General features: G+C 57.4%; 19 protein-coding genes. 12 read left to right on the top strand and 7 right to left on the bottom strand.

The features are described 5' to 3' along the window. The first annotated feature begins 24 nt into the window (after nt 1–24). A complete protein-coding gene (gene hemE / locus ACP7AL_RS24745) occupies nt 25–1,095 on the top strand; it encodes a uroporphyrinogen decarboxylase (RefSeq protein ID WP_425995169.1) in 1,071 nt (356 codons plus the stop codon). Here hemE and ACP7AL_RS24740 read toward each other — a convergent pair. The 3 genes from ACP7AL_RS24740 to hemC are packed head-to-tail and all read right to left on the bottom strand — an operon-like array spanning nt 1,092 to nt 4,878. After that, nucleotides 1,092–2,879 carry a magnesium chelatase subunit D gene (locus ACP7AL_RS24740; RefSeq protein WP_425995167.1) on the bottom strand — a complete coding sequence of 596 codons (1,788 nt, stop codon included), beginning with the start codon at nt 2,877–2,879 and terminating at the stop codon, nt 1,092–1,094. The genes hemE and ACP7AL_RS24740 overlap by 4 nt on opposite strands. Then, on the bottom strand, nt 2,876–3,898 hold the full coding sequence (gene bchI / locus ACP7AL_RS24735) for a magnesium chelatase ATPase subunit I (protein ID WP_425995223.1): 1,023 nt from the start codon (nt 3,896–3,898) through the stop codon (nt 2,876–2,878). Before bchI ends, ACP7AL_RS24740 begins: the two co-directional genes overlap by 4 nt. Further along, on the bottom strand, nt 3,898–4,878 hold the full coding sequence (gene hemC / locus ACP7AL_RS24730; RefSeq protein ID WP_425995221.1) for a hydroxymethylbilane synthase: 981 nt from the start codon (nt 4,876–4,878) through the stop codon (nt 3,898–3,900). The genes bchI and hemC overlap by 1 nt, the downstream gene beginning before the upstream one ends. A 216-nt stretch (nt 4,879–5,094) precedes the next feature. Here hemC and ACP7AL_RS24725 point away from each other — a divergent pair, with 216 nt between their 5' ends. From ACP7AL_RS24725 to ACP7AL_RS24710, 4 genes are all read left to right on the top strand, one after another. Beyond that, the gene (locus tag ACP7AL_RS24725; RefSeq protein WP_425995165.1) at nt 5,095–6,405 is read left to right on the top strand and encodes a DUF3422 family protein; all 1,311 of its coding nucleotides are present in this window, start codon (nt 5,095–5,097) and stop codon (nt 6,403–6,405) included. 35 nt (nt 6,406–6,440) lie between these two features. Then, a complete protein-coding gene (locus ACP7AL_RS24720; RefSeq protein WP_425995219.1) occupies nt 6,441–7,985 on the top strand; it encodes a dienelactone hydrolase family protein in 1,545 nt (514 codons plus the stop codon). A gap of 85 nt (nt 7,986–8,070) precedes the next feature. Beyond that, a complete protein-coding gene (locus tag ACP7AL_RS24715) occupies nt 8,071–8,562 on the top strand; it encodes a DUF427 domain-containing protein (protein WP_425995163.1) in 492 nt (163 codons plus the stop codon). Next, the gene (locus tag ACP7AL_RS24710) at nt 8,556–9,785 is read left to right on the top strand and encodes a Coenzyme F420 hydrogenase/dehydrogenase, beta subunit C-terminal domain (protein ID WP_425995161.1); all 1,230 of its coding nucleotides are present in this window, start codon (nt 8,556–8,558) and stop codon (nt 9,783–9,785) included. The genes ACP7AL_RS24715 and ACP7AL_RS24710 overlap by 7 nt, the downstream gene beginning before the upstream one ends. A gap of 59 nt (nt 9,786–9,844) precedes the next feature. On the opposite strand, the gene ACP7AL_RS24705 is transcribed toward ACP7AL_RS24710, so the two are convergent. After that, nucleotides 9,845–10,279, bottom strand: a complete 435-nt coding sequence (locus tag ACP7AL_RS24705; protein WP_425995159.1) for a hypothetical protein — start codon at nt 10,277–10,279, stop codon at nt 9,845–9,847. A 452-nt stretch (nt 10,280–10,731) separates the two neighbouring features. Between ACP7AL_RS24705 and folE the strand changes: the two genes are divergently transcribed. The 5 genes from folE to ACP7AL_RS24680 all read left to right on the top strand — a co-directional run bounded on the left by folE (nt 10,732) and on the right by ACP7AL_RS24680 (nt 13,849). Then, a complete protein-coding gene (gene folE, locus ACP7AL_RS24700) occupies nt 10,732–11,334 on the top strand; it encodes a GTP cyclohydrolase I FolE (RefSeq protein ID WP_425995157.1) in 603 nt (200 codons plus the stop codon). A 176-nt stretch (nt 11,335–11,510) separates the two neighbouring features. Then, a complete protein-coding gene (locus ACP7AL_RS24695; protein WP_425995155.1) occupies nt 11,511–12,107 on the top strand; it encodes a sigma-70 family RNA polymerase sigma factor in 597 nt (198 codons plus the stop codon). After that, entirely contained in the window at nt 12,104–12,760 is a 657-nt protein-coding gene (locus tag ACP7AL_RS24690; RefSeq protein ID WP_425995153.1) for a ChrR family anti-sigma-E factor, read from the top strand. The genes ACP7AL_RS24695 and ACP7AL_RS24690 overlap by 4 nt, the downstream gene beginning before the upstream one ends. Before the next feature lie 9 nt (nt 12,761–12,769). Beyond that, nucleotides 12,770–13,177 (top strand): DUF2177 family protein, encoded by a 408-nt coding sequence (locus tag ACP7AL_RS24685; protein ID WP_425995151.1) that lies wholly within the window; start codon nt 12,770–12,772, stop codon nt 13,175–13,177. A 36-nt stretch (nt 13,178–13,213) separates the two neighbouring features. Further along, nucleotides 13,214–13,849: a sigma-70 family RNA polymerase sigma factor gene (locus ACP7AL_RS24680; protein WP_425995149.1), complete on the top strand. Its 636-nt coding sequence runs from the start codon at nt 13,214–13,216 to the stop codon at nt 13,847–13,849. A 180-nt stretch (nt 13,850–14,029) separates the two neighbouring features. On the opposite strand, the gene ACP7AL_RS24675 is transcribed toward ACP7AL_RS24680, so the two are convergent. Then, complete coding sequence (locus ACP7AL_RS24675) at nt 14,030–14,353, bottom strand: hypothetical protein (RefSeq protein ID WP_425995147.1); 324 nt, start codon at nt 14,351–14,353, stop codon at nt 14,030–14,032. A gap of 653 nt (nt 14,354–15,006) precedes the next feature. Between ACP7AL_RS24675 and ACP7AL_RS24670 the strand changes: the two genes are divergently transcribed. Further along, nucleotides 15,007–15,465 carry an Hsp20 family protein gene (locus tag ACP7AL_RS24670; RefSeq protein ID WP_425995145.1) on the top strand — a complete coding sequence of 153 codons (459 nt, stop codon included), beginning with the start codon at nt 15,007–15,009 and terminating at the stop codon, nt 15,463–15,465. Between the two features lie 59 nt (nt 15,466–15,524). Then, entirely contained in the window at nt 15,525–15,869 is a 345-nt protein-coding gene (locus tag ACP7AL_RS24665; protein WP_425995143.1) for a hypothetical protein, read from the top strand. 72 nt (nt 15,870–15,941) lie between these two features. Here the strand turns inward: ACP7AL_RS24665 and ACP7AL_RS24660 are convergent, their stop codons facing one another. Both ACP7AL_RS24660 and ACP7AL_RS24655 read right to left on the bottom strand, forming a co-directional pair. Next, nucleotides 15,942–16,319, bottom strand: a complete 378-nt coding sequence (locus ACP7AL_RS24660; protein ID WP_425994979.1) for a response regulator — start codon at nt 16,317–16,319, stop codon at nt 15,942–15,944. A 73-nt stretch (nt 16,320–16,392) separates the two neighbouring features. After that, nucleotides 16,393–17,613, bottom strand: a complete 1,221-nt coding sequence (locus ACP7AL_RS24655) for a sensor histidine kinase (protein WP_425995141.1) — start codon at nt 17,611–17,613, stop codon at nt 16,393–16,395. Nucleotides 17,614–17,831: the final 218 nt, after the last annotated feature.

Here is a 17,831-nt window from a genome sequence, read left to right as displayed (position 1 = left end):
GTGTATCAGAAGTGACAAGGGAACATGTCGCTAAATTGGGAACATCGCTTGACACACAACGAAACCAATCAGCCGTTTCTGGATGTCCTTTCGGGAACGGTGATGCCGGTTCCCCCGGTATGGATGATGCGGCAGGCGGGACGATACCTGCCCGAATATCGGGATCTGCGGGCAAAGGCCGGCAGCTTTCTGGATTTGTGCTTTACCCCCGAATTCGCAGCCGAGGTCACGTTGCAACCGATCCGGCGTTTCAATTTCGATGCAGCGATCATCTTTTCCGATATTCTGGTCGTGCCTCATGCGCTTGGACGATCCGTCCGCTTCGAGGCCGGCGAAGGGCCGCGCCTCGATCCGCTTGATACGCCAGACAAGATCAAAACACTCTCGTCTGCGGCTGACTTTTCAATACTCGAGCCGGTTTACGAGGCCCTGCGGCGCGTCCGCCAAGAACTGGACCGCAGAATTACGCTGATCGGATTTTGCGGAGCGCCTTGGACAGTGGCGACTTACATGGTTGCCGGACAAGGCACTCCCGATCAGGCGCCAGCGCGCATGCTGGCCTATCGCGACCCGACCTCCTTCGCAAAAGTCATCGACGTGCTGGTCGAAAACTCGATCGAATATCTGCTCGGGCAACTCGAAGCGGGAGCCGACGTACTTCAGATTTTCGACACATGGGCGGGAATTCTGCCGCCGCGTGAATTCGAGCGCTGGTCGATCGAGCCAACCCAACGCATCGTGGAAGGTGTACTTAAGAAGGCGCCCGGCACAAAGATCATCGGCTTTCCTCGCGGCGCGGGCGCGATGTTGCCGTCTTATGTGGATCGCACCGGCGTCAATGGCGTAAGCATCGACTGGGCTGCCGAACCATCGCTGATCCGCGAACGCGTTCAATCCAAGGTTGCCGTACAGGGCAACCTTGATCCACTCGTGCTGATCGCAGGTGGCGAGGCTTTGGACCGGGCTATCGACGATGTATTGGCGAACTACGCCAGCGGCCGCTTTATCTTCAATCTCGGCCACGGCATACAGCCCGAAACACCGATTGCCCATGTCGAGCAGATGCTCAACCGCGTGCGACGTCACAAAACCTAGCGCGCGTTCGCCATGGCGACGTTCGTTCGCGTCGTTGCCAAAACGGCCTGCGACAACGTCGCGGCATCGGCATAAGGTAACGGCAGGTAGTGCGCGCCCATCTCCGCTGCAAACTGGCCAGCGAGCGGCTGCATACGGGGCGACGTATCAACGAGTACGCTTGCGATTCCGGCCGCACGCATTTGCCGCGCGGCAGACTTTGCATCCTCTTCCGCCTGCGGCCGCCCGGCTGAACCGTCGCGCGCAATATTGGCGCGGCCGTCCGTCAGCAGAATGACCGTCGGCGTCTGTCCCTTTCGCCGAATGGAATCGGCCAGCATGAAAGCCGCATCAAGTCCGGCCGCCAGCGGCGTTCCGCCGCCGCCCGGCAATCCTGCCAGACTCCGCTTGGCGCGAGCGAGAGAGCGCGTCGGCGGCAACAGAAGCTCCGCAACGCTGCCGCGAAACGATATCAGCGCCACCTGATCGCGCCGGATGTAGCAATCGGCGAGCAGCAGCTCGACCGCACCTTTCGCTTCAGCGAGGCGATGCAATGCCGCCGACCCCGATGCATCGACAACAAAAATGGTCGTTGTCTCGCTGCGCTGCTTGAAGCGCGACAGCCGGAAGTCATCCTTGCGGATCAATATCCGCGGCATCGAGCCCGTTGTGCCGGACTTCACCACTTCCGCGCGACGCAACGGTTGCCAGGGCGCAGCCGAACGAAGTGTCTCAATCACATTGAGTTTCGATCCCGAGCGCAGTTCCCCGCGCAAGACCCCTGCGGGCCGGCCGCGCTGCTTCGATTTCTGAAGCACTCCGGCTTTACCCGCAGACCGTGTTCGCGAGCGTGCCGAAGACGCCTCACGCAGCGCGGCCAGGACACCGGGCGGTATGGAAGCTTTGGCTGCGTCGAGGATGACTTCATCGAGCGCACGATCCATATCCGGCGTCTGGTCATCCCTTTCATCGCCATCAGACGTGTTTTCAGCATTCTCCTGCGGCGGCGGCTGCGGTTCAGGTTCGTCAGCTTGCGGCAGGACGCGCGCGCGCGGCGACAGCACAAGACGCGCGGCGAGAACGACGTCGTCCTGCGCGACAGCGTCTCGCCCGAACAAGGCAGCGCTCGCGCGAGCCGCACGAATCGCCAGAAGTGGCGCCCTGAAAGAGGCAATGCCGAGTGCCGCAGCCGCACCGCAAATGGCTTCAAGATGCGCCGGATCGATCTCCAGGGACCGCAATCTGCCGCGTGCGGCACCGATGTCTACGCTATCGGTGGGGAAATCGTCCGTTTCGCTGAATCCGATATCGTTGAAATCGACATAAAACGCCGACCGGTCCATCAGCGGTGGTGGCGCGAACTCGTCCTCCAGACCTTCGTCGAGCGCAACGATTCCAAACCGCGCCGGCATTTTCAGCGAGAGTCCGTCCCGCTCGACGACAGCCTCCTGCGCATCCATGGCTGCTGTCACATGCACTGCCGTTGCAGGTGACATCCGCTCCGCCATCGCCAGCATCAAGATGCCGCCGTCAGCTTCCGCCAGCAGACCGCGCTCGGCGACGGGGCGGCCCGCAATCAGCGTGGCCGAAAGATCCATACCGCCGAGCAACCGCCCATCCGCGATATGTAGCGGCACATGCCGGACGATGGCGGTCGAAGGCAAACTTGCACGCAAGATAGCGAGCCAGCGATCGCGTACCGGCCCCGCCCGAGATCGGACAACAACGCCGCCTGTGCCGACCGGATCGACCGCAAAGAGTTGCGCAGCCCTCACCGCGTCCGCCCATGCCAGCGCCGCGCTCATCCCAGAACCTCCGCGATGGCCCGATCGACGCGTACGGACGAACCGGCATCGTCCAGCGGATTACGCCGCAGCCGATGACGCAGCGCAGATGGCGCGATTCGCCTCAGATGGTCATCCGTGACGGTCTTTGCGTTCTCAAAACTCGCCAAAGCCCGCGCCGCACGCATCAGGGTGAGTTCGCCACGCAGGCCGTCAGTTCCGAGCGCCATGCAGAGTTTGGCGGCGCGCTCAAGCGTGGCATCCGATATCGTCACCGTCGGCAGCCGCTCGCGCGCGGCCACGATCTTCTTGCGCAACCGCACTTCATGCTTTGCCCAGACCTCGAGAAATGCGTCGGTGTCCCGCTCGAAGGCGTCCCTGCGCCTGACAACCTCGATACGGCTGGGCAGATCGTTGGGAGTCGTGACTTCAACCGAGAGACCGAACCTGTCCAGCAGTTGTGGACGCAGTTCGCCTTCTTCCGGATTGCCCGTGCCGACCAGCACGAAACGCGCAGGATGGCGAATGCTCAGGCCCTCCCGCTCGACGACATTCTGGCCGGAGGCGGCGACATCGAGCAACAGATCCACCAGATGATCTTCCAGCAAATTGGCTTCGTCGATGTAGAGAAATCCGCGGTGGGCACGCGCCAAGAGCCCAGGTTCGAAAGCCTTTTCGCCCCGCGCCAATGCGCGCTCGAGATCGAGTGCGCCGACCACACGATCTTCCGTCGCGCCCAGCGGCAGATCGACCACCGGTACAGCAACCTGAACCGACTTGAGCGCGCCCTGCGATGCGCGGGCACGGCATTCATGACAGAATTCAGAGGGCGTGTCCGGGTTGCAGTTATAACGGCAACCCGCAACAATTTTCATCTTCGGCAACAGTGCAGCAAGAGCGCGCACGGCCGTGGATTTCCCGGCTCCCCGGTCACCGAAGGCGAGCACGCCGCCGACGGTCGGATCAACAGCCGCGATGAGAAGCGCAAGCTTCATTTCATCCTGTCCGACAATAGCAGAGAACGGAAAAGCCAAAGCCATCATTGCACCATCAGGGGTGGCCTCGTGCGTTCGATAATTGCCGCCGCACCTTTGTTCAGCAATTCCAGTCCAACCGCACGGCCGAGTTCACGCGGGCGGCTGGCATCGCCGCAACGGGACACCTCGATGAACATGCCACCCTGCTCGTCGAGGACGGCTGCAGTGAGCGTCATCCTGGCGCCCTCGACAGTCGCGTGTCCCGCAATTGGCGAATTGCAGTGACCGTCGAGAACCCAGAGCACTTCACGCTCGGCGTCAGCACTGAGGTGCGCGACTTTGTCGTCGATGAGCGAGAGGTAACGCCGGGTCTGCCAATCAGCCGCGCTGCACTCGACCGCAACGATGCCCTGCCCGACCGCCGGAAGCATCTCCTCTACGGGGAAATCGTATGAAATACGATCGGCAAGCCCGACCCTCTGGAGACCGGATCGCGCCATGATGAGCGCGTCGGCGGGGCCGACTTCGCCTCCGCCCGGTAATCTCTGCATTTCGCCATGATCAAGCTTGCGAACCCGTGTATCCGCCGCACCGCGAAAATGGATGACTTCGATCGCGGGAAACAACCGTCGGGCATATGCGGCGCGCCGGACGGCGTTGGTGCCGATCTTGAAACCCTTGCCCCGCGAGCGATGCAAGTCGGCGATCGATACACCATCGCGGACAACGAGAGCATCGGTGGGCGGGTCACGTTCCAGTGTCGCCCCTATCACCAGACCCGGCGTATCTTCGTTGCCCGGCATATCCTTCAACGAGTGCATTGCTGCATGAAGCTCGCCGTCCGCGACTGCACGGCGGATTTCGGCGACAAACGCGCCGCCTTTTCCACCGTGGCGCAACAGTTTTCCTGTCTGGTCTTGATCGCCGCGGGTCTCGAACTTCACAATCTCCACATCGAGTTCGGGAGCAGCCGCGATCAGCCGCCGGGCGATCTCTTCAGTTTGGGCAAGAGCCATTGTACTCTTGCGTGTCCCGATCCGCATTGAAACTGTCGCCACTTCCACTCCGTTCGACACCCGCGCGAGAGGATCGCAGCCGGCAGTTGCCCAGAGATTATGTCCAGTGCAGACCCGAATGCAAACTGACGTCTCGCAGTGCACGCAAAAAACTGACCTCTCCTTGCCTGAAGTGTCCCGAAAAACCTTTACGCGCCCATGAGTTCGCTGGCTAAATACAAAGGGAGAGCGGGAACGAGATCGATGGGTAGCGGTGTTTCGATCGGCAACGGTGATACGGAACTGGCACCGCATCCATTGCGGGCCGTCATTCTGGGCGAAGTTCATGCCAGGCCGTTTACTCCGATTTCCGTTCCCTGCCGAATTATTCACTTTGCCTTTGAAACGTCGGGCACTCGCGCCCAGCAGGATCGAGCGAATCTTGTAAAACTCTGCCTGGAGCGTGGATTGAATCCGCCCTCGGCGACAGAGAAGCATCATCGCGCTCCGTTCGGCACGACAACGCTACGCTGGGAGCAGCATTCGGAGTTTACGACATATACATGGGAAATTCCGGGACCTGGCCTGGCTCCGTTTCATCCCGACGCATCGTCCGTTACCTGTGCGATGCAAGCTCTACCCCAGCCCGGTCTCCTGCTTGTCGCGATTGATCTTCACCTGCTTGCCGACGATCCTGACCAAACCGCTCCGGAAAAGCTGTTTGACAAAAGTAGTCTCGCGGTCGCTGAAAACTCCGATGGCATGGCCTTGTATGCCACTGATTTTCAGATCAGCGAATCCGGCTTTGTTCGAATTCTTGTGGCGGACCGGGGAATGCCTGCGGAACGTGCTGGCGCGCTGGTTCAGAGGCTAATCGAGATCGAAACGTATCGTACTCTTGCCTTGCTTGGTCTTCCCGAAGCACAGAAGCTGGCACCGTCGATCAGCGCCAGCGAAAAGCGGCTTGTTGCGGTGACAGCCCAGATGCAACAGTCCAGCGACCTCGACAGCAACCACAAGCTCCTCGAGGAGCTCACAGCGCTCGCTGCGGAGGTCGAGGCCGGCGCCGCGGCCAGTGTCTTCCGTTTCGGCGCAACACGCGCCTACGAAGAAATCGTCGAACAACGGCTCCAGACGATCGGTGAGCGCAAGGTTGGAGGATGGCCGACATGGTCCTCATTTCTGACCCGTCGTATGAAACCGGCGCTGAGGACCTGCGTCACAATTGAGCAGCGACAGTCCAACCTTTCGTTAAAACTAGCACGCGCTGCCAACCTCCTCCGGACTCGCGTGGACGTAGAGCTTGAACAGCAAAATCAGTCCCTGTTGCGGTCCATGAACGCTCGCACGCGGCTTCAGCTTCGTCTGCAATCGACCGTCGAAGGCTTATCGGTCGCAGCTATCACCTACTACGTCGTGGGGCTCTTCGGGTATGTCGTGAAGGCGGCCCATGACAGCGGCACGATGCATATCGAACCGAGCATTATCACAGCCGCCTTCGTTCCCGTCGCGGCACTAACGATCTGGTGGATTATCGGCCATGTCCGCAGAAAACACATCGCGGAAGAGGATTAGGGAATGCGGAACGTTTTAACCGCCAACGCCACCTGATGCCCCGCTTTGCCATCGCGTCCAGATTTGCGATCGCATGTTCTGCAATCATTTGCCTTACGGTCGGGCTCTTTCACCTGAGCCTGACGACCTCCGGACTGAGCATCACGCACGCGTCTGTCGGCTCGACACCGGTTACAATCTACCGTCCCGAGAAACAGCAAACCGGGCCTGCCGTCGCGATCGCGCACGGGTTCGCCGGGTCCCAGCAACTCATGCAACCATTTGCGGTAACGCTGGCGCGCAATGGTTACACGGCTGTGACCTTCGATTTTCTCGGTCATGGCCGCAATCCAATTCCGATGCGCGGCGACATTACGCAAGGCGAGGCGATCACAACGGCGCTTATGAATGAACTTGCTCAGGTCACGGCCTATGCGGAGCAGTTAACAGGCGTCGATGGACGAGTGGCGGTGCTCGGACATTCGATGGCCTCGGACATTGTGGTGAGATTCGCGCAGGCCCACCCCCATGTGCAGGCCACCGTCGCCGTGTCCGCTTTCGCGCCCGTCGCCACCGCGACTACCCCGCGCAATCTGCTGGTGATCGTCGGTGCCATGGAGCCCGCGATGCTGATCGACGAAGCGATGCGGATCGTGAATCTGGCCGCCGGAGGAAAAGCGGTCGAGCGCACGACGTATGGCCGGTTTGAAGACAGCACGGCTCGGCGTCTTGCGCTGGCCAAAGGCGTCGAACATATCGGCGTTCTCTACAGCCCCGACAGCATGGTGGAAGCTTTAAACTGGATGAATGCCGTGTTCGGGCGCACGCAATCAGATTATATCGATCAGCGCGGTTTCTATCTGGGACTGGTCTTTCTGGGACTTGTTGCCTTGGCATGGCCGCTGTCCAGCCTGCTCCCGATCACGACAGCAATCCCGACCGGCGCGAGCCTCGGCAGGAAACCTCTGCTGATTGCAGCGTTGGCACCGGCGGTTTTGACCCCGCTCATCCTCTGGAAGCTGCCTACCGATTTTCTGCCGATCCTGCTGGGTGACTATCTGGCGCTGCATTTTGCGGCGTATGGACTTCTTACTGCGCTTACGCTGATCTTGCTGCGTCGTTGGCTCGGGTCTGCAAATGAAAGCATCGGCGCTGCGATATCATATCAAGGTATCATCATTGCGGCGGCGGCAGTTGCCTTCTACGAGATTGCGGGCTTCGGCATCCCGACGAACGCGTACGTCTTTTCGTTTATTCCCATACCGGGACGGATTGTGCTGATCGCCGCCATCGCGTGCGGAACGGTTCCCTATTTCATGGCCGACGAGTGGTTGACCCGCGGATACGCCGCAAGCCGCGGGGCGTATCCGCTGACCAAACTCTGTTTTCTGCTCTCCCTGGTGATCGCGATCCTGCTCAATCCGCAGAAGCTGTTCTTTCTCGCGATCATCGCGCCCGTCATCCTGCTGCTTTTTCTGGCTTTCGGATTGATCAGTTGGTGGAGCTATCGTCGAACCAATCACCCATTTGCAGGCGCGCTCGCGAATGCAGCATTTTTTGCCTGGGCGATCGCCGTAACCTTTCCCATGATCGTGCGGTAATCGGCACCGCGACAACGCCATTGCAGATACGACCGTTTCTTGATGTGATCGCAGGACTTTTCTTTTGAGAACAGGCGAGCTGACCATGCTCAGACGCGACCGCCCATCACAAGAACAGGAATCGGTTTGGGATTATCCCCGCCCGCCGAGACTTGAAGTCGTTTCGGCGCGATTGAGGGTGGTTTTCAATCAGACCACGATCGCCGACACTATCAACGGCTACCGGGTTCTCGAAACCAGTCATCCGCCGGTATATTACATTGCGCCCGGTGATGTTGATCAAGCGGCTTTGGTGCAGGTTGAAGGGTCGTCATGGTGCGAGTTTAAGGGCCTGGCGCGATATTGGTCTCTCGACGTCAATGGGCGTAGGTCGGAACGTGCTGCGTGGAGCTATGACACACCCTCAGAAAAGTTCCAAACCATCGCGGGGTATCTTGCCTTCTACGCGTCTCGCGTCGACGAATGCTGGGTAGATGACGAGCGAGTGATCGCGCAGCAAGGCGATTTTTATGGAGGCTGGATTACGTCGCGCATTTCCGGCCCTTTCAAAGGCGGCCCGGGAACGCGCGGATGGTAGCCTCCGGCGAACGGGCGTCACCAGTCTGGGCGCCGCCTGTTGCGCAGGCGCAATCGCGCGATCTGTGTACGGACTGCGGCATATCGAGATCGAGTGAACCCAAGCGCTGCGGCAACGCTTGCCAGTTCATCAAGCCGGATTATCCCGCGCTGGAAACCAAAGTGCATGGCAGGGCGCGGGATCCGCAACGCACCGATGAAGTTTTTTTCGGGCCTTTTCGCCGGATGGTTCGTGCGGCCCTGCAAAATCCGAGCAAAGGCGCGCAATGGACCGGCATCGCAACCCGCATCGGTGAACGCCTGCTTCAAACCTGTGCCGTCGACGCCGTGCTCACAATGGCGCCGGATCCCGAAGACAAATGGAAGCCCGTCCCGGTTCTGGTCACGTCTGCCGAAGGCATGGCGGAATGCCGGGGAATGAGGATGGGATATGCGCCATTGCTGGCATTGCTCGAACCGGCAAAAGCAAAAGGATACACACGGATCGCGCTTATCGGCATTCCGTGTCAGGTCTACGCGCTGCGGTCGATCGAAGAGGAACTAGGCTTTGAGCGCATCTATGTTGTCGGCACGCCATGCTCCGACAATACCACTACAGCCAACTTTCATGATTTTCTGGATCTGCTGTCTGACAAGCCAGAGACGATTACGTATCTCGAATTCCGAGCAGACTACCGGGTCGAGTTGCGGTTCAATGACGGCAAGGTGAGAGAGATTCCATTTTTGCAGCTTCCCATCTCGAAATTGCCGCCCGATTTCTTTCCTATCACATGCCGGACCTGTGTCGACTATACCAACGTTCTCGCCGACATCACGGTGGGCTATATGGGCGGCGAAGGCGAACAATGGCTTCTTGTACGCAACGAGCGTGGAGACGAACTGGTTGAGCTTCTCGGCGATGAGTTGCGCACGTCGCAAACCAGGAGTGCCGGCAAGCGAGCGGGCGCCGTTCGCGGATTTCTCAAGAACGTCGAGCTCGCAGCGGGAGGTCTTCCGCTTCGCGCAATCCCGAACTGGCTACGTCCCGTCGTCAGCTGGCTGATGCCGAAAATCGGTCCGCGCGGCCTGGAGTTCGCCCGCGCCCGAGTCGAGATGAAGGCTGTCGAGACGGTGCTCCATCTGCGCAGGCAACATCCGCGCCGCATGAAGAATATGATTCCGCAGCATGTGTGGGATCTGGTCAAACCCTACGGACTAACTCCCGGAGCCGATGAAACGCCGTAGCGGCCGCGTCGATGGCGAGAGATGCCGAAACACGTTTCCGGCATCTTCCTCAATCCAGATTATTTGTTGGTCCCAGTCGATCCGTTCTCCGGTCCTACACCGGTATCTGACGAGGTCGGCGCAGCACGAAGGTCGGGTGAAGGATTTGCAGGCTGATAAGGCTTGGGCTTGTCTGCCGTGCCGGGCGCCTGGGTCATGCCGGTTGTGCCCACCGGCGTTGTCGCTTGCGCCGTTTCAAAGCTGGATCTGTTTTTGTAACCGGCGGTCAGCAATCCCATCGCAATTAATCCGATCGCTGCGGCACCGACGAGTTCGGGAAGCGCACCAGCAGGCATGGAACCCGAGGCCTTTGAATCATCGCCGGTGAGTGCGTCCGCAGCGATGTCTCTATTCCGTTGTGATCGCAGGAAGTAGAGGAAGCCGCCAGCGGCCACGGCAATAGCAGCGACCAAGGTGAAAAACATCAGCCAGGTTATTGGTTGATCGCCATTCATGTGAGCTCTCCGTTCTCGGCTGGAAAGAACGAAAATGCTGCGCCACGTATATTGTTCCTGCGCCGCAAGTTGTTCCTCTCCGGGCGAACGGGACGCCCACTGCGGCCAAGGCGCACTCACTGCCTCGAAACTATGGGCCGTTATATAAAGATAAGCGAATCTCGATACTTAGCGGACTGACGAGAAAAACCGCAGTCCCAGCATCAGAGCAAAATTCATCTCCCCGCTCCGGACTGCGCCGTCCGCGGGCTCAGATTTTTTTCCGCGTCATGTGATCCACGAGAACCGCGCCATCGTAACAAAGATGCATGGAAAGCACCCCTGCCCAGTCCGTGCAACGTAAGTGCCCCGGTCGATGAGCCCCCTCTCGGCCGGGCGCGCTTGCGCAAGCCAGGCCGCATTGTTTCTGATTGAACCCGACGGACGGTTTGGCGTGACAGGAGACGGAAAAGTTGACCATTCACTCGAAACCTCCAGCCAAAGAGACCAACGCGACGTCGCGAGAAGAAGTGGAAGCCGCTTTCCGCACGATCATCCGCTGGGCGGGTGATGATCCCGGCCGCCCGGGATTGATTGAAACCCCTGCACGGGCGGCAAAGGCTTTCCGGGAATACTTTGCGGGTTACGGCCAGGATCCCATCCAAATTCTGAACAAGACGTTCGACGAAACGGGCGGCTACGAGGAGATGGTGGTGCTCCGCGGCATTTCGTTCGAAAGCCATTGCGAGCATCATCTTGCACCGATCATCGGGCAAGCGTGGGTCGCATACGTTCCGAACGGCCGTGTGGTCGGCCTGTCCAAGCTGGCGCGCGTGGTCGACGCCTATGCCAAGCGTCTTCAAATCCAGGAGAGGATGACCTCCGAAATCGCGGGAGCGGTTCAGGAAGTGCTGCAGCCACAAGGCGTCGGAGTTGTGATCAAGGCGACGCATCATTGCATGACAAGCCGTGGGGTACATAAAGTCGGCTCGGAAATGATCACCAGTTGCATGATCGGCTGCTTTCGCGACAATGCGATTACCCGGCAAGAATTCCTTGCCATGGTGGACAAATGATCGCACACCCTGCCTCGGACAGTGTGCCCTCAGCACTTTTGCGTTTCCACCATGCGTGTGCGAAACGAGCACGCGATAATCTCCCGCACCTGCCTGTATTCGGGAGTCCTGCATCAGCCAGATTGCTCAAGCTAACATCCGCTGCCGATGGGGATGTAAGAGAGATCGAGAATAGAATGGTCGCAATTGAACGATTGCAGAGCGACCCGACAGCTGCTGCGGCGTTGCTCTCAGAGAGTGTTGTTCTTGTCGCGCAAAGCAGAGACGAAGCAGCGTTTGAAGTCATTTTTCGATACTTTGCACCCCGTCTTAAATCATACTTTTTGCGGTTTGGAGCCGACGCGTCGCTGGCGGAGGAAATCACCCAGGAAGCCCTCGTGCTTGTGTGGCGGAACGCAAACCAGTTCGACCCCTTAAAAGCATCGGCATCTACCTGGATTTTCACGATCGCTCGAAACTTGAGTATCGATCGATTCCGCAGGGCCCGCAGGCCGACATTTGATCCGACGGACCCTGCTTTCGTCCAGGAAGGCGAGCCGCCGCCAGATCGCCAATTGGAGCGAGCCGAGACCGAAAAGCGCGTTCGCGAAGTCATGAACTCATTGTCGGTGAATGAGAAGGATGTCTTGATGCTCTCGTTCTATGAAAATTCTTCTCACAGCGAAATTGCTAAACGGCTCGGCCTTCCCATCGGCACTGTTAAATCCCGCATCCGGCTTGCTTTCGGAAAAATTCGCGAAGCACTCGACGCTCAGAAAGGAGGCGTCGAATGACCATACAATATCATATCAGCGACGATCTCTTGCTTGGCTATTCCAGCGGAAATCTGGATGAAGCATCGAGCCTGCTGGTTGCCACTCATTTGGCTCTTTGCCCTCACTGCCGCACGCGCGCCGGTTCTGCGGATTCATTGGGCGGATACATGCTCGACGTCGTCCCAGAAACTGCCGTTTCTCCGTCCATGTTGGATACATTGCTCGCCCGCGTGCGGAGCGATGGCGATCTGCATCAACCGGCGTCGGCATCTCGGTTTTCATCGGACGCCGTCATTCCGGAACCGCTGCGTGGTTACGTTGGCGGCGACCTCAAAGATCTGAAGTGGGTGCGTTTGGCCCCCCGTGTCCAACAGATCATGATCGATACGCCGGATTGTCCATCTCAGGCGCGTCTTTTACGCTTTCAAAGCGGCATGAGCGTGCCTGAGCATGGTCACAGAGGCCGAGAACTGACACTCGTGTTGACCGGAAGTCTGTGCGATCGGGAGACGATCCTGCGCCGCGGCGACATCTCGGAAACGGACGAGCGCACAGAACATCAGCCTTACGCCGGGCCTGATGAAGACTGCGTCTGTCTCGCTGTCACGGACGCCCCGTTGCGCTTCAAAGGTATGCTCGCCCGTTTGTTGCAGCCACTGTTCGGAATTTAGGAACAGGTCATGATCCGATATACGGTTGCCTATATTGTCACGGCAGTAATTTTTCTCGGCATCGATTTTATTTGGTTGAGCCGTACGATGAGCTTCTACAAACAGGAGCTTGGCGGCCTTCTCGCTGAAAAGCCAGATCTGTCAGTCGCGGCGCTTTTCTACACAATTTATGTTGCCGGTATTTTGATGTTTGCAATCGTGCCGGCGGAGCGAAATGGCTCATGGATTTGGGCGCTGCTGCTTGGAGCCGCGTTAGGGCTTGTGGCCTACGCCACATACGACCTTACCAATCTTGCCACGCTGAAGGACTGGTCTGCGAAGGTGGCAATCGCCGATATTGTCTGGGGCACTTTCTTGACTGCTGTATCAGCATTGGCAGGCTATGCGGCCATGTCGCTGATTTCGCGGAACACGTAACGTGTATCGTATCTCTTCGGTTCAACACGTCTGACAATGCAGATTGAGTCCTCCATCTTAGCACCGGAAAGTCGAGAGCCGATGATACACTCAGACAGCACCAAACTCGATGGGTTACTGCTACAAGAGCTTCTGGCAGCGAGCGCGAGTGGGGACCGAATTGCCTTCTCACAATTCTATGACATGACTCGCCGCAAACTGTTTGGGATTGCGCTTTCCGTGACGAAGCGTTCCGATCTTGCAGAAGAGGTGCTTCAGGACGCCTATATCAAAATCTGGCGACGGTCGGGCGACTATGATCCGGCCAAAAGCTCCCCCATCACATGGTCTGTAACCATCGTTCGCAACCAGGCCATTGATGTTGTGAGACGAAGGGACGTTGCTTCCGAATGCGATGGCACCGATATCCTCCACGTGCCGGATGATCAGGAATCGGCCCTCGAAAGTCTCCAGATGTCCGATAATCGCGGGCATGCGCTGATCGCGCTCCGCGGCCTGAATCCGCTCCAACGCAGTCTTATTGTTGCAGCATACGTCCATGGCGAAAGTAGAGAACAGCTTGCTTTGCGATTCGGCAGGCCGGTCAGCACGATAAAGACATGGCTGCGTCGTGCGATATTGCAGGCTCGAACGTCCATGGAAGCGAGCGCCGGAGAACAAACCGCAGCGTAAAACTGTTTATCGGGTTTCTCGGCTTTTCAGCCACCTGCGATTCAAGCTGCCGACATAATCCATGCGGCGGCCGATGCGCCGATTTCGGACGGCTATATCTCGATCGAAGGAGGCTCGATCTCCCCGGAGTTCAATTTATAGATTGCCATCGAACAAACCGTCGGCCAGCGCCGCGATCGATCATTTCGCGGATGAGCACCAGCGCTCAGTCGCATTGATAGCGGCTGCCCATAAGGACGTCGATGGTTGCCCGCGATGCAGCGCCTTGGCAATTTCACAGATCGCGAGAAACGCACTCGAACGCAACTCATCCGTTTCAATTGATTCATGCCCGTTAGCGCTCTGAACGAGCCCGGCTAACCCGTTCAGGATTGAAAGCGCTTCTGGCCCTTCAGCAAGTTCTGCCCGCTTCAGGCTTGAAAGCACCTGTTGCGCTTTGTGCAGTTCATCAGTCACAAAATTCAACCTGTCCGGCGTTGCTGATACGAATCCGCTCACCGCCATAAACATATATCCGATGGGCGCTTGAGGACTGAACGGCCTCGGATGAAGGCAATGATCGCGAGCATAGAGCCAACCCGAAACGCCAGCAAGCAGCGATGCAACGACGAAAGCTCCCCCTTTGCGGGCTTGTTAATCGAAGTTCCGGCGGAGCGATTCTGAGTGCAGCTACTAGAACGATAAAAGAGAGCCCTTGCGCATTCGTAGATCGCCCGCACCGCGCGCGACAGCTCGATCATCTTTTCCCGAGAGAACTGATGCAGCGGAAACCAGGAGGGCTTATGGAGGTGTCGATGGCCTGATCGAGATATCGGGCGGCTGACGATAGCAACGGCAATAGGCAAGTTCTATCTTACTTCATCACAGAACTTCCTCTTATTACGCATGGTTCGGAACCAGCGTTAATGCCGATCCGCTGTTCGTTTTCCCAGACGCATAAACATCTGAAATAAAAAAGGATTTTCAAACGGTCCCTCGTGTTGAATATTTTTACCGTAAATTTTCCCGGGCTCGATTTTTTTAGACTCCCCCTCTTGAAACTTTTTTCGCGTTTTTTTATTTCGATTTTCGTCGGGTGCTCATGAGAGGCCCGACGCGGACGCCAGCGGTCTCTGGTGGGCTGCTTGTAACCACCTTGCTTCTAGGAGGATGTGGCTATGAGGACGTTTGATTTTACCCCGTTTACCCGTTCGGCTATCGGCTTCGACCACCTGTTCGAGCTTCTGAACAGCCAGGCAAGCGAAAGCACCGAAAACTATCCCCCCTATGACATCGTTCGTACCGGTGAAGATACTTTCCGCATCAATCTTGCGGTCGCGGGTTTTGCGCCATCCGACATTAACATCATGGCGCAGCAGAACCTGCTCGTCGTCTCGGGCCGGAAAACCGAGCAGGAGAAGACCGAGTATCTCTACCAAGGGATTTCGGCCCGCGCGTTCGAGCGGCGCTTCAACCTTGCTGACTATGTAGAGGTTGAAAATGCCGCATTTGAGAATGGCCTGCTTCAGTTGAACCTTGCCCGCAAGGTGCCGGAAGCCATGAAGCCGCGCCGGATCGAGATCAATGCGGCAATTCCCCTCAACGAAAAGCGTTTGGGCAGCATCAAGGCCGCCTGACGACATTCGCCGGGAGGTGGCCTGACACCGGCCACCTCTTTATTCGAAAGGAGGGACCAATGATGGATAAAATCAGGGATACTGATTTCGATCTGAATGAAATGCTGCATCCAGCTGATGCATTCGAGCATCCGCTTGAGGTTTTGCATGATCCGGATCTCACGCTGAATGAAAAGCGGGCGATATTGTCGTCTTGGGCCTCGGATGCCTGCGCGCTCGAAGCCGCGCCAGCGCTCCGCACCCTGCCACGCGGTAAGGCCGTGCTGTTCGATGACATTATGGATGCATTGCGATCGCTGGATACGGGTGATGGGCAACCGATTAAAAAATATCAGAAACTTGTTCGTCGTCGCCGGCTACTTGGGCAGTCTCGCAATGAAGGAACTGGCTCATCTATACAGTAAGCAAAGCTGCGCCGACCGGTAAAACCAACAGTCGGCGCCGCCAAACGCACGCCGCCATTTTTCGAAATGCCGTTATGCCGCGCCAGTCAATTCGTGAATGGCGCTTATAATTTGTTCTGGCTGATACGGCTTGGGTAAAAACCTGGCGTCTTTCGGAAGGTCGCCATCATGTATTTTGAAATGTCCTGAAGTCGCAATAATTTTAATCGGTGGCCACCTATCTCTGACGGCGGCAGCCAGCTTCAAACCGCTCATTGAACCCGGCATATCGATATCGGTAAATACCAGCCGAATGTCCGAATTGCGCTCGAGCATCTGAATGGCTTCGTCCGCGTTAGCCGACTCTAAAACGTCGAATCCTGCAATCTGCAGCGACTTGACGATGTCGGCGCGAATGAGTGTTTCATCTTCAACAACAAGAACGCGTATGGGCGACGTGATTAGAGGCATATAGTATTTCCCGACAATCTTGCAGCTACATGGCACCCTCGACAAGGTCTCAACACGCGTATCAAGATTTCGTTCATGACGGATCAATAGGGAACTTGGGATCGATGGGAAACTTGATTGTAAATAACGCTCCTCGCGGCATGTTTTTTGAAATTTTAAGTTCCCCCATCAACTGCCGGACCAGACCGCTGATCACCCGAAACCCGAGACTCTTGCGCGGCTGATTGATATCAAACCCGTCGGGCAACCCTGCCCCTTCGTCGGAAATCTCCACAAGCAAGTTCCCGTCGATCTCTCGCGCGTCTACCCGGATGACGCCAGGGCCATCGACATAGGCGTACTTGACGGCATTGGTGACAAGTTCGTTCACCAGCAAGCCCAGTGGAATGGCCTTATCGGCGGAAATGACAATCGGGTCAGAATACCATTGAAGATTATGTTCAGGCGACGAACTCTGAAGATTTTCGCAAAGATGACCAATAAAATCGGAGAGATCGACAAATCCAACCTTGCTGCCTCGCCACAGATGGTCATGCACTTCCGCGATTGACGCCACGCGCATAGCCGCATTTTCTAAGGCGTGCTTCACGTCCAAGGATTCTGAACTCCGCCCTTGGACGCGTAACAGACCTACAACTGACGTAAGGCTGTTTTTAACGCGATGGCTCATTTCGCGTGTCAGCAAATCAGCGTGATCAAGGGCTTTCTGAAGTTTCGCGTCTGCGTGCTGGCGCTCAATCGCTATGCCGAGCAGTCCGGCAAACCCTGCGAGAAAATCCGCGTCTGCTTCATCGAATTGTCCGGGATCCGCACTGTCAGCTTCGAGAACGCCGAAGGGAGTATCGCCGTCACCTCCCCGTCGGATGAGTACATTGATCGCGCGTCTTATGCCGTGGTCAGCAAGCAGCTGAGGCGTTCGAAAGCGTGTCTCTTTCTGCAAATGGTTTGAGACGACGGATTGCCCAGTCTGGAAGGCAAAGCCAGCAGGCGATTCAATATCGGCGCCGAGCGACACAATATCTACTGTTCCTGACGGCCAGCCCGTGCCGGCACGCACAATCAACCGCTTTTCATCTGGAAGATATTCTAAAACTTTGGCGTATGAACACTGCAGACCACGGGCGCTGAGTTCAGCAGCTTGCTGAAGAATGTGCCGAAAATCTCGTGACTGGAGAGCTGCACTGCCAAATTCTCGCAGGATTGCTTGCTGTCGACGACGATAGGGAAGTTCGTCTTGAATACGGAGAAAATCATCAGTTTCATTCCGCGAGACAGTGCTCGGTTCGGAGGGCATAAAATGTCGATTCTGAGTAGTGTCATTTCACGGGGGGACAAACCGGCTTGCTTCAATAAGCGCCGTACCAACTTATCCGAATGACCGTAATTGAAACGCGAACACCTACGATTGGTTCCCCGGCGGAGACGAGAGCTCTTTTTCCCCGGTTTTCCCTGCACGCAGATCGTAAGTAGCGGAATTGAAGATGCCGAAGCTTTAGAAAATCAAAGCCTACA

The organism is Afipia sp. DC4300-2b1 (assembly GCF_049895725.1).
GTDB classification, from domain to species: domain Bacteria; phylum Pseudomonadota; class Alphaproteobacteria; order Rhizobiales; family Xanthobacteraceae; genus Afipia; species Afipia broomeae.
This window is presented reverse-complemented; position numbering and strand designations above follow the sequence as displayed.

Excerpts from the sequence above, each read along its gene's own strand:
- ACP7AL_RS24660 (WP_425994979.1), bottom strand. The coding sequence starts at position 16,319 with ATGCCTCTAATCACGTCGCCCATACGCGTTCTTGTTGTTGAAGATGAA.
- hemE (WP_425995169.1), top strand. The coding sequence starts at position 25 with ATGTCGCTAAATTGGGAACATCGCTTGACACACAACGAAACCAATCAG.
- ACP7AL_RS24710 (WP_425995161.1), top strand. The coding sequence starts at position 8,556 with ATGGTAGCCTCCGGCGAACGGGCGTCACCAGTCTGGGCGCCGCCTGTT.
- ACP7AL_RS24705 (WP_425995159.1), bottom strand. The coding sequence starts at position 10,279 with ATGAATGGCGATCAACCAATAACCTGGCTGATGTTTTTCACCTTGGTC.
- ACP7AL_RS24720 (WP_425995219.1), top strand. The coding sequence starts at position 6,441 with ATGCCCCGCTTTGCCATCGCGTCCAGATTTGCGATCGCATGTTCTGCA.
- ACP7AL_RS24715 (WP_425995163.1), top strand. The coding sequence starts at position 8,071 with ATGCTCAGACGCGACCGCCCATCACAAGAACAGGAATCGGTTTGGGAT.
- ACP7AL_RS24665 (WP_425995143.1), top strand. The coding sequence starts at position 15,525 with ATGATGGATAAAATCAGGGATACTGATTTCGATCTGAATGAAATGCTG.
- ACP7AL_RS24680 (WP_425995149.1), top strand. The coding sequence starts at position 13,214 with ATGCAGATTGAGTCCTCCATCTTAGCACCGGAAAGTCGAGAGCCGATG.
- ACP7AL_RS24685 (WP_425995151.1), top strand. The coding sequence starts at position 12,770 with ATGATCCGATATACGGTTGCCTATATTGTCACGGCAGTAATTTTTCTC.
- ACP7AL_RS24655 (WP_425995141.1), bottom strand. The coding sequence starts at position 17,613 with ATGCCCTCCGAACCGAGCACTGTCTCGCGGAATGAAACTGATGATTTT.
- ACP7AL_RS24690 (WP_425995153.1), top strand. The coding sequence starts at position 12,104 with ATGACCATACAATATCATATCAGCGACGATCTCTTGCTTGGCTATTCC.
- bchI (WP_425995223.1), bottom strand. The coding sequence starts at position 3,898 with ATGGCTTTGGCTTTTCCGTTCTCTGCTATTGTCGGACAGGATGAAATG.
- hemC (WP_425995221.1), bottom strand. The coding sequence starts at position 4,878 with ATGCGGATCGGGACACGCAAGAGTACAATGGCTCTTGCCCAAACTGAA.
- ACP7AL_RS24675 (WP_425995147.1), bottom strand. The coding sequence starts at position 14,353 with ATGGCGGTGAGCGGATTCGTATCAGCAACGCCGGACAGGTTGAATTTT.
- ACP7AL_RS24725 (WP_425995165.1), top strand. The coding sequence starts at position 5,095 with ATGGGTAGCGGTGTTTCGATCGGCAACGGTGATACGGAACTGGCACCG.
- ACP7AL_RS24740 (WP_425995167.1), bottom strand. The coding sequence starts at position 2,879 with ATGAGCGCGGCGCTGGCATGGGCGGACGCGGTGAGGGCTGCGCAACTC.
- ACP7AL_RS24670 (WP_425995145.1), top strand. The coding sequence starts at position 15,007 with ATGAGGACGTTTGATTTTACCCCGTTTACCCGTTCGGCTATCGGCTTC.
- ACP7AL_RS24695 (WP_425995155.1), top strand. The coding sequence starts at position 11,511 with ATGGTCGCAATTGAACGATTGCAGAGCGACCCGACAGCTGCTGCGGCG.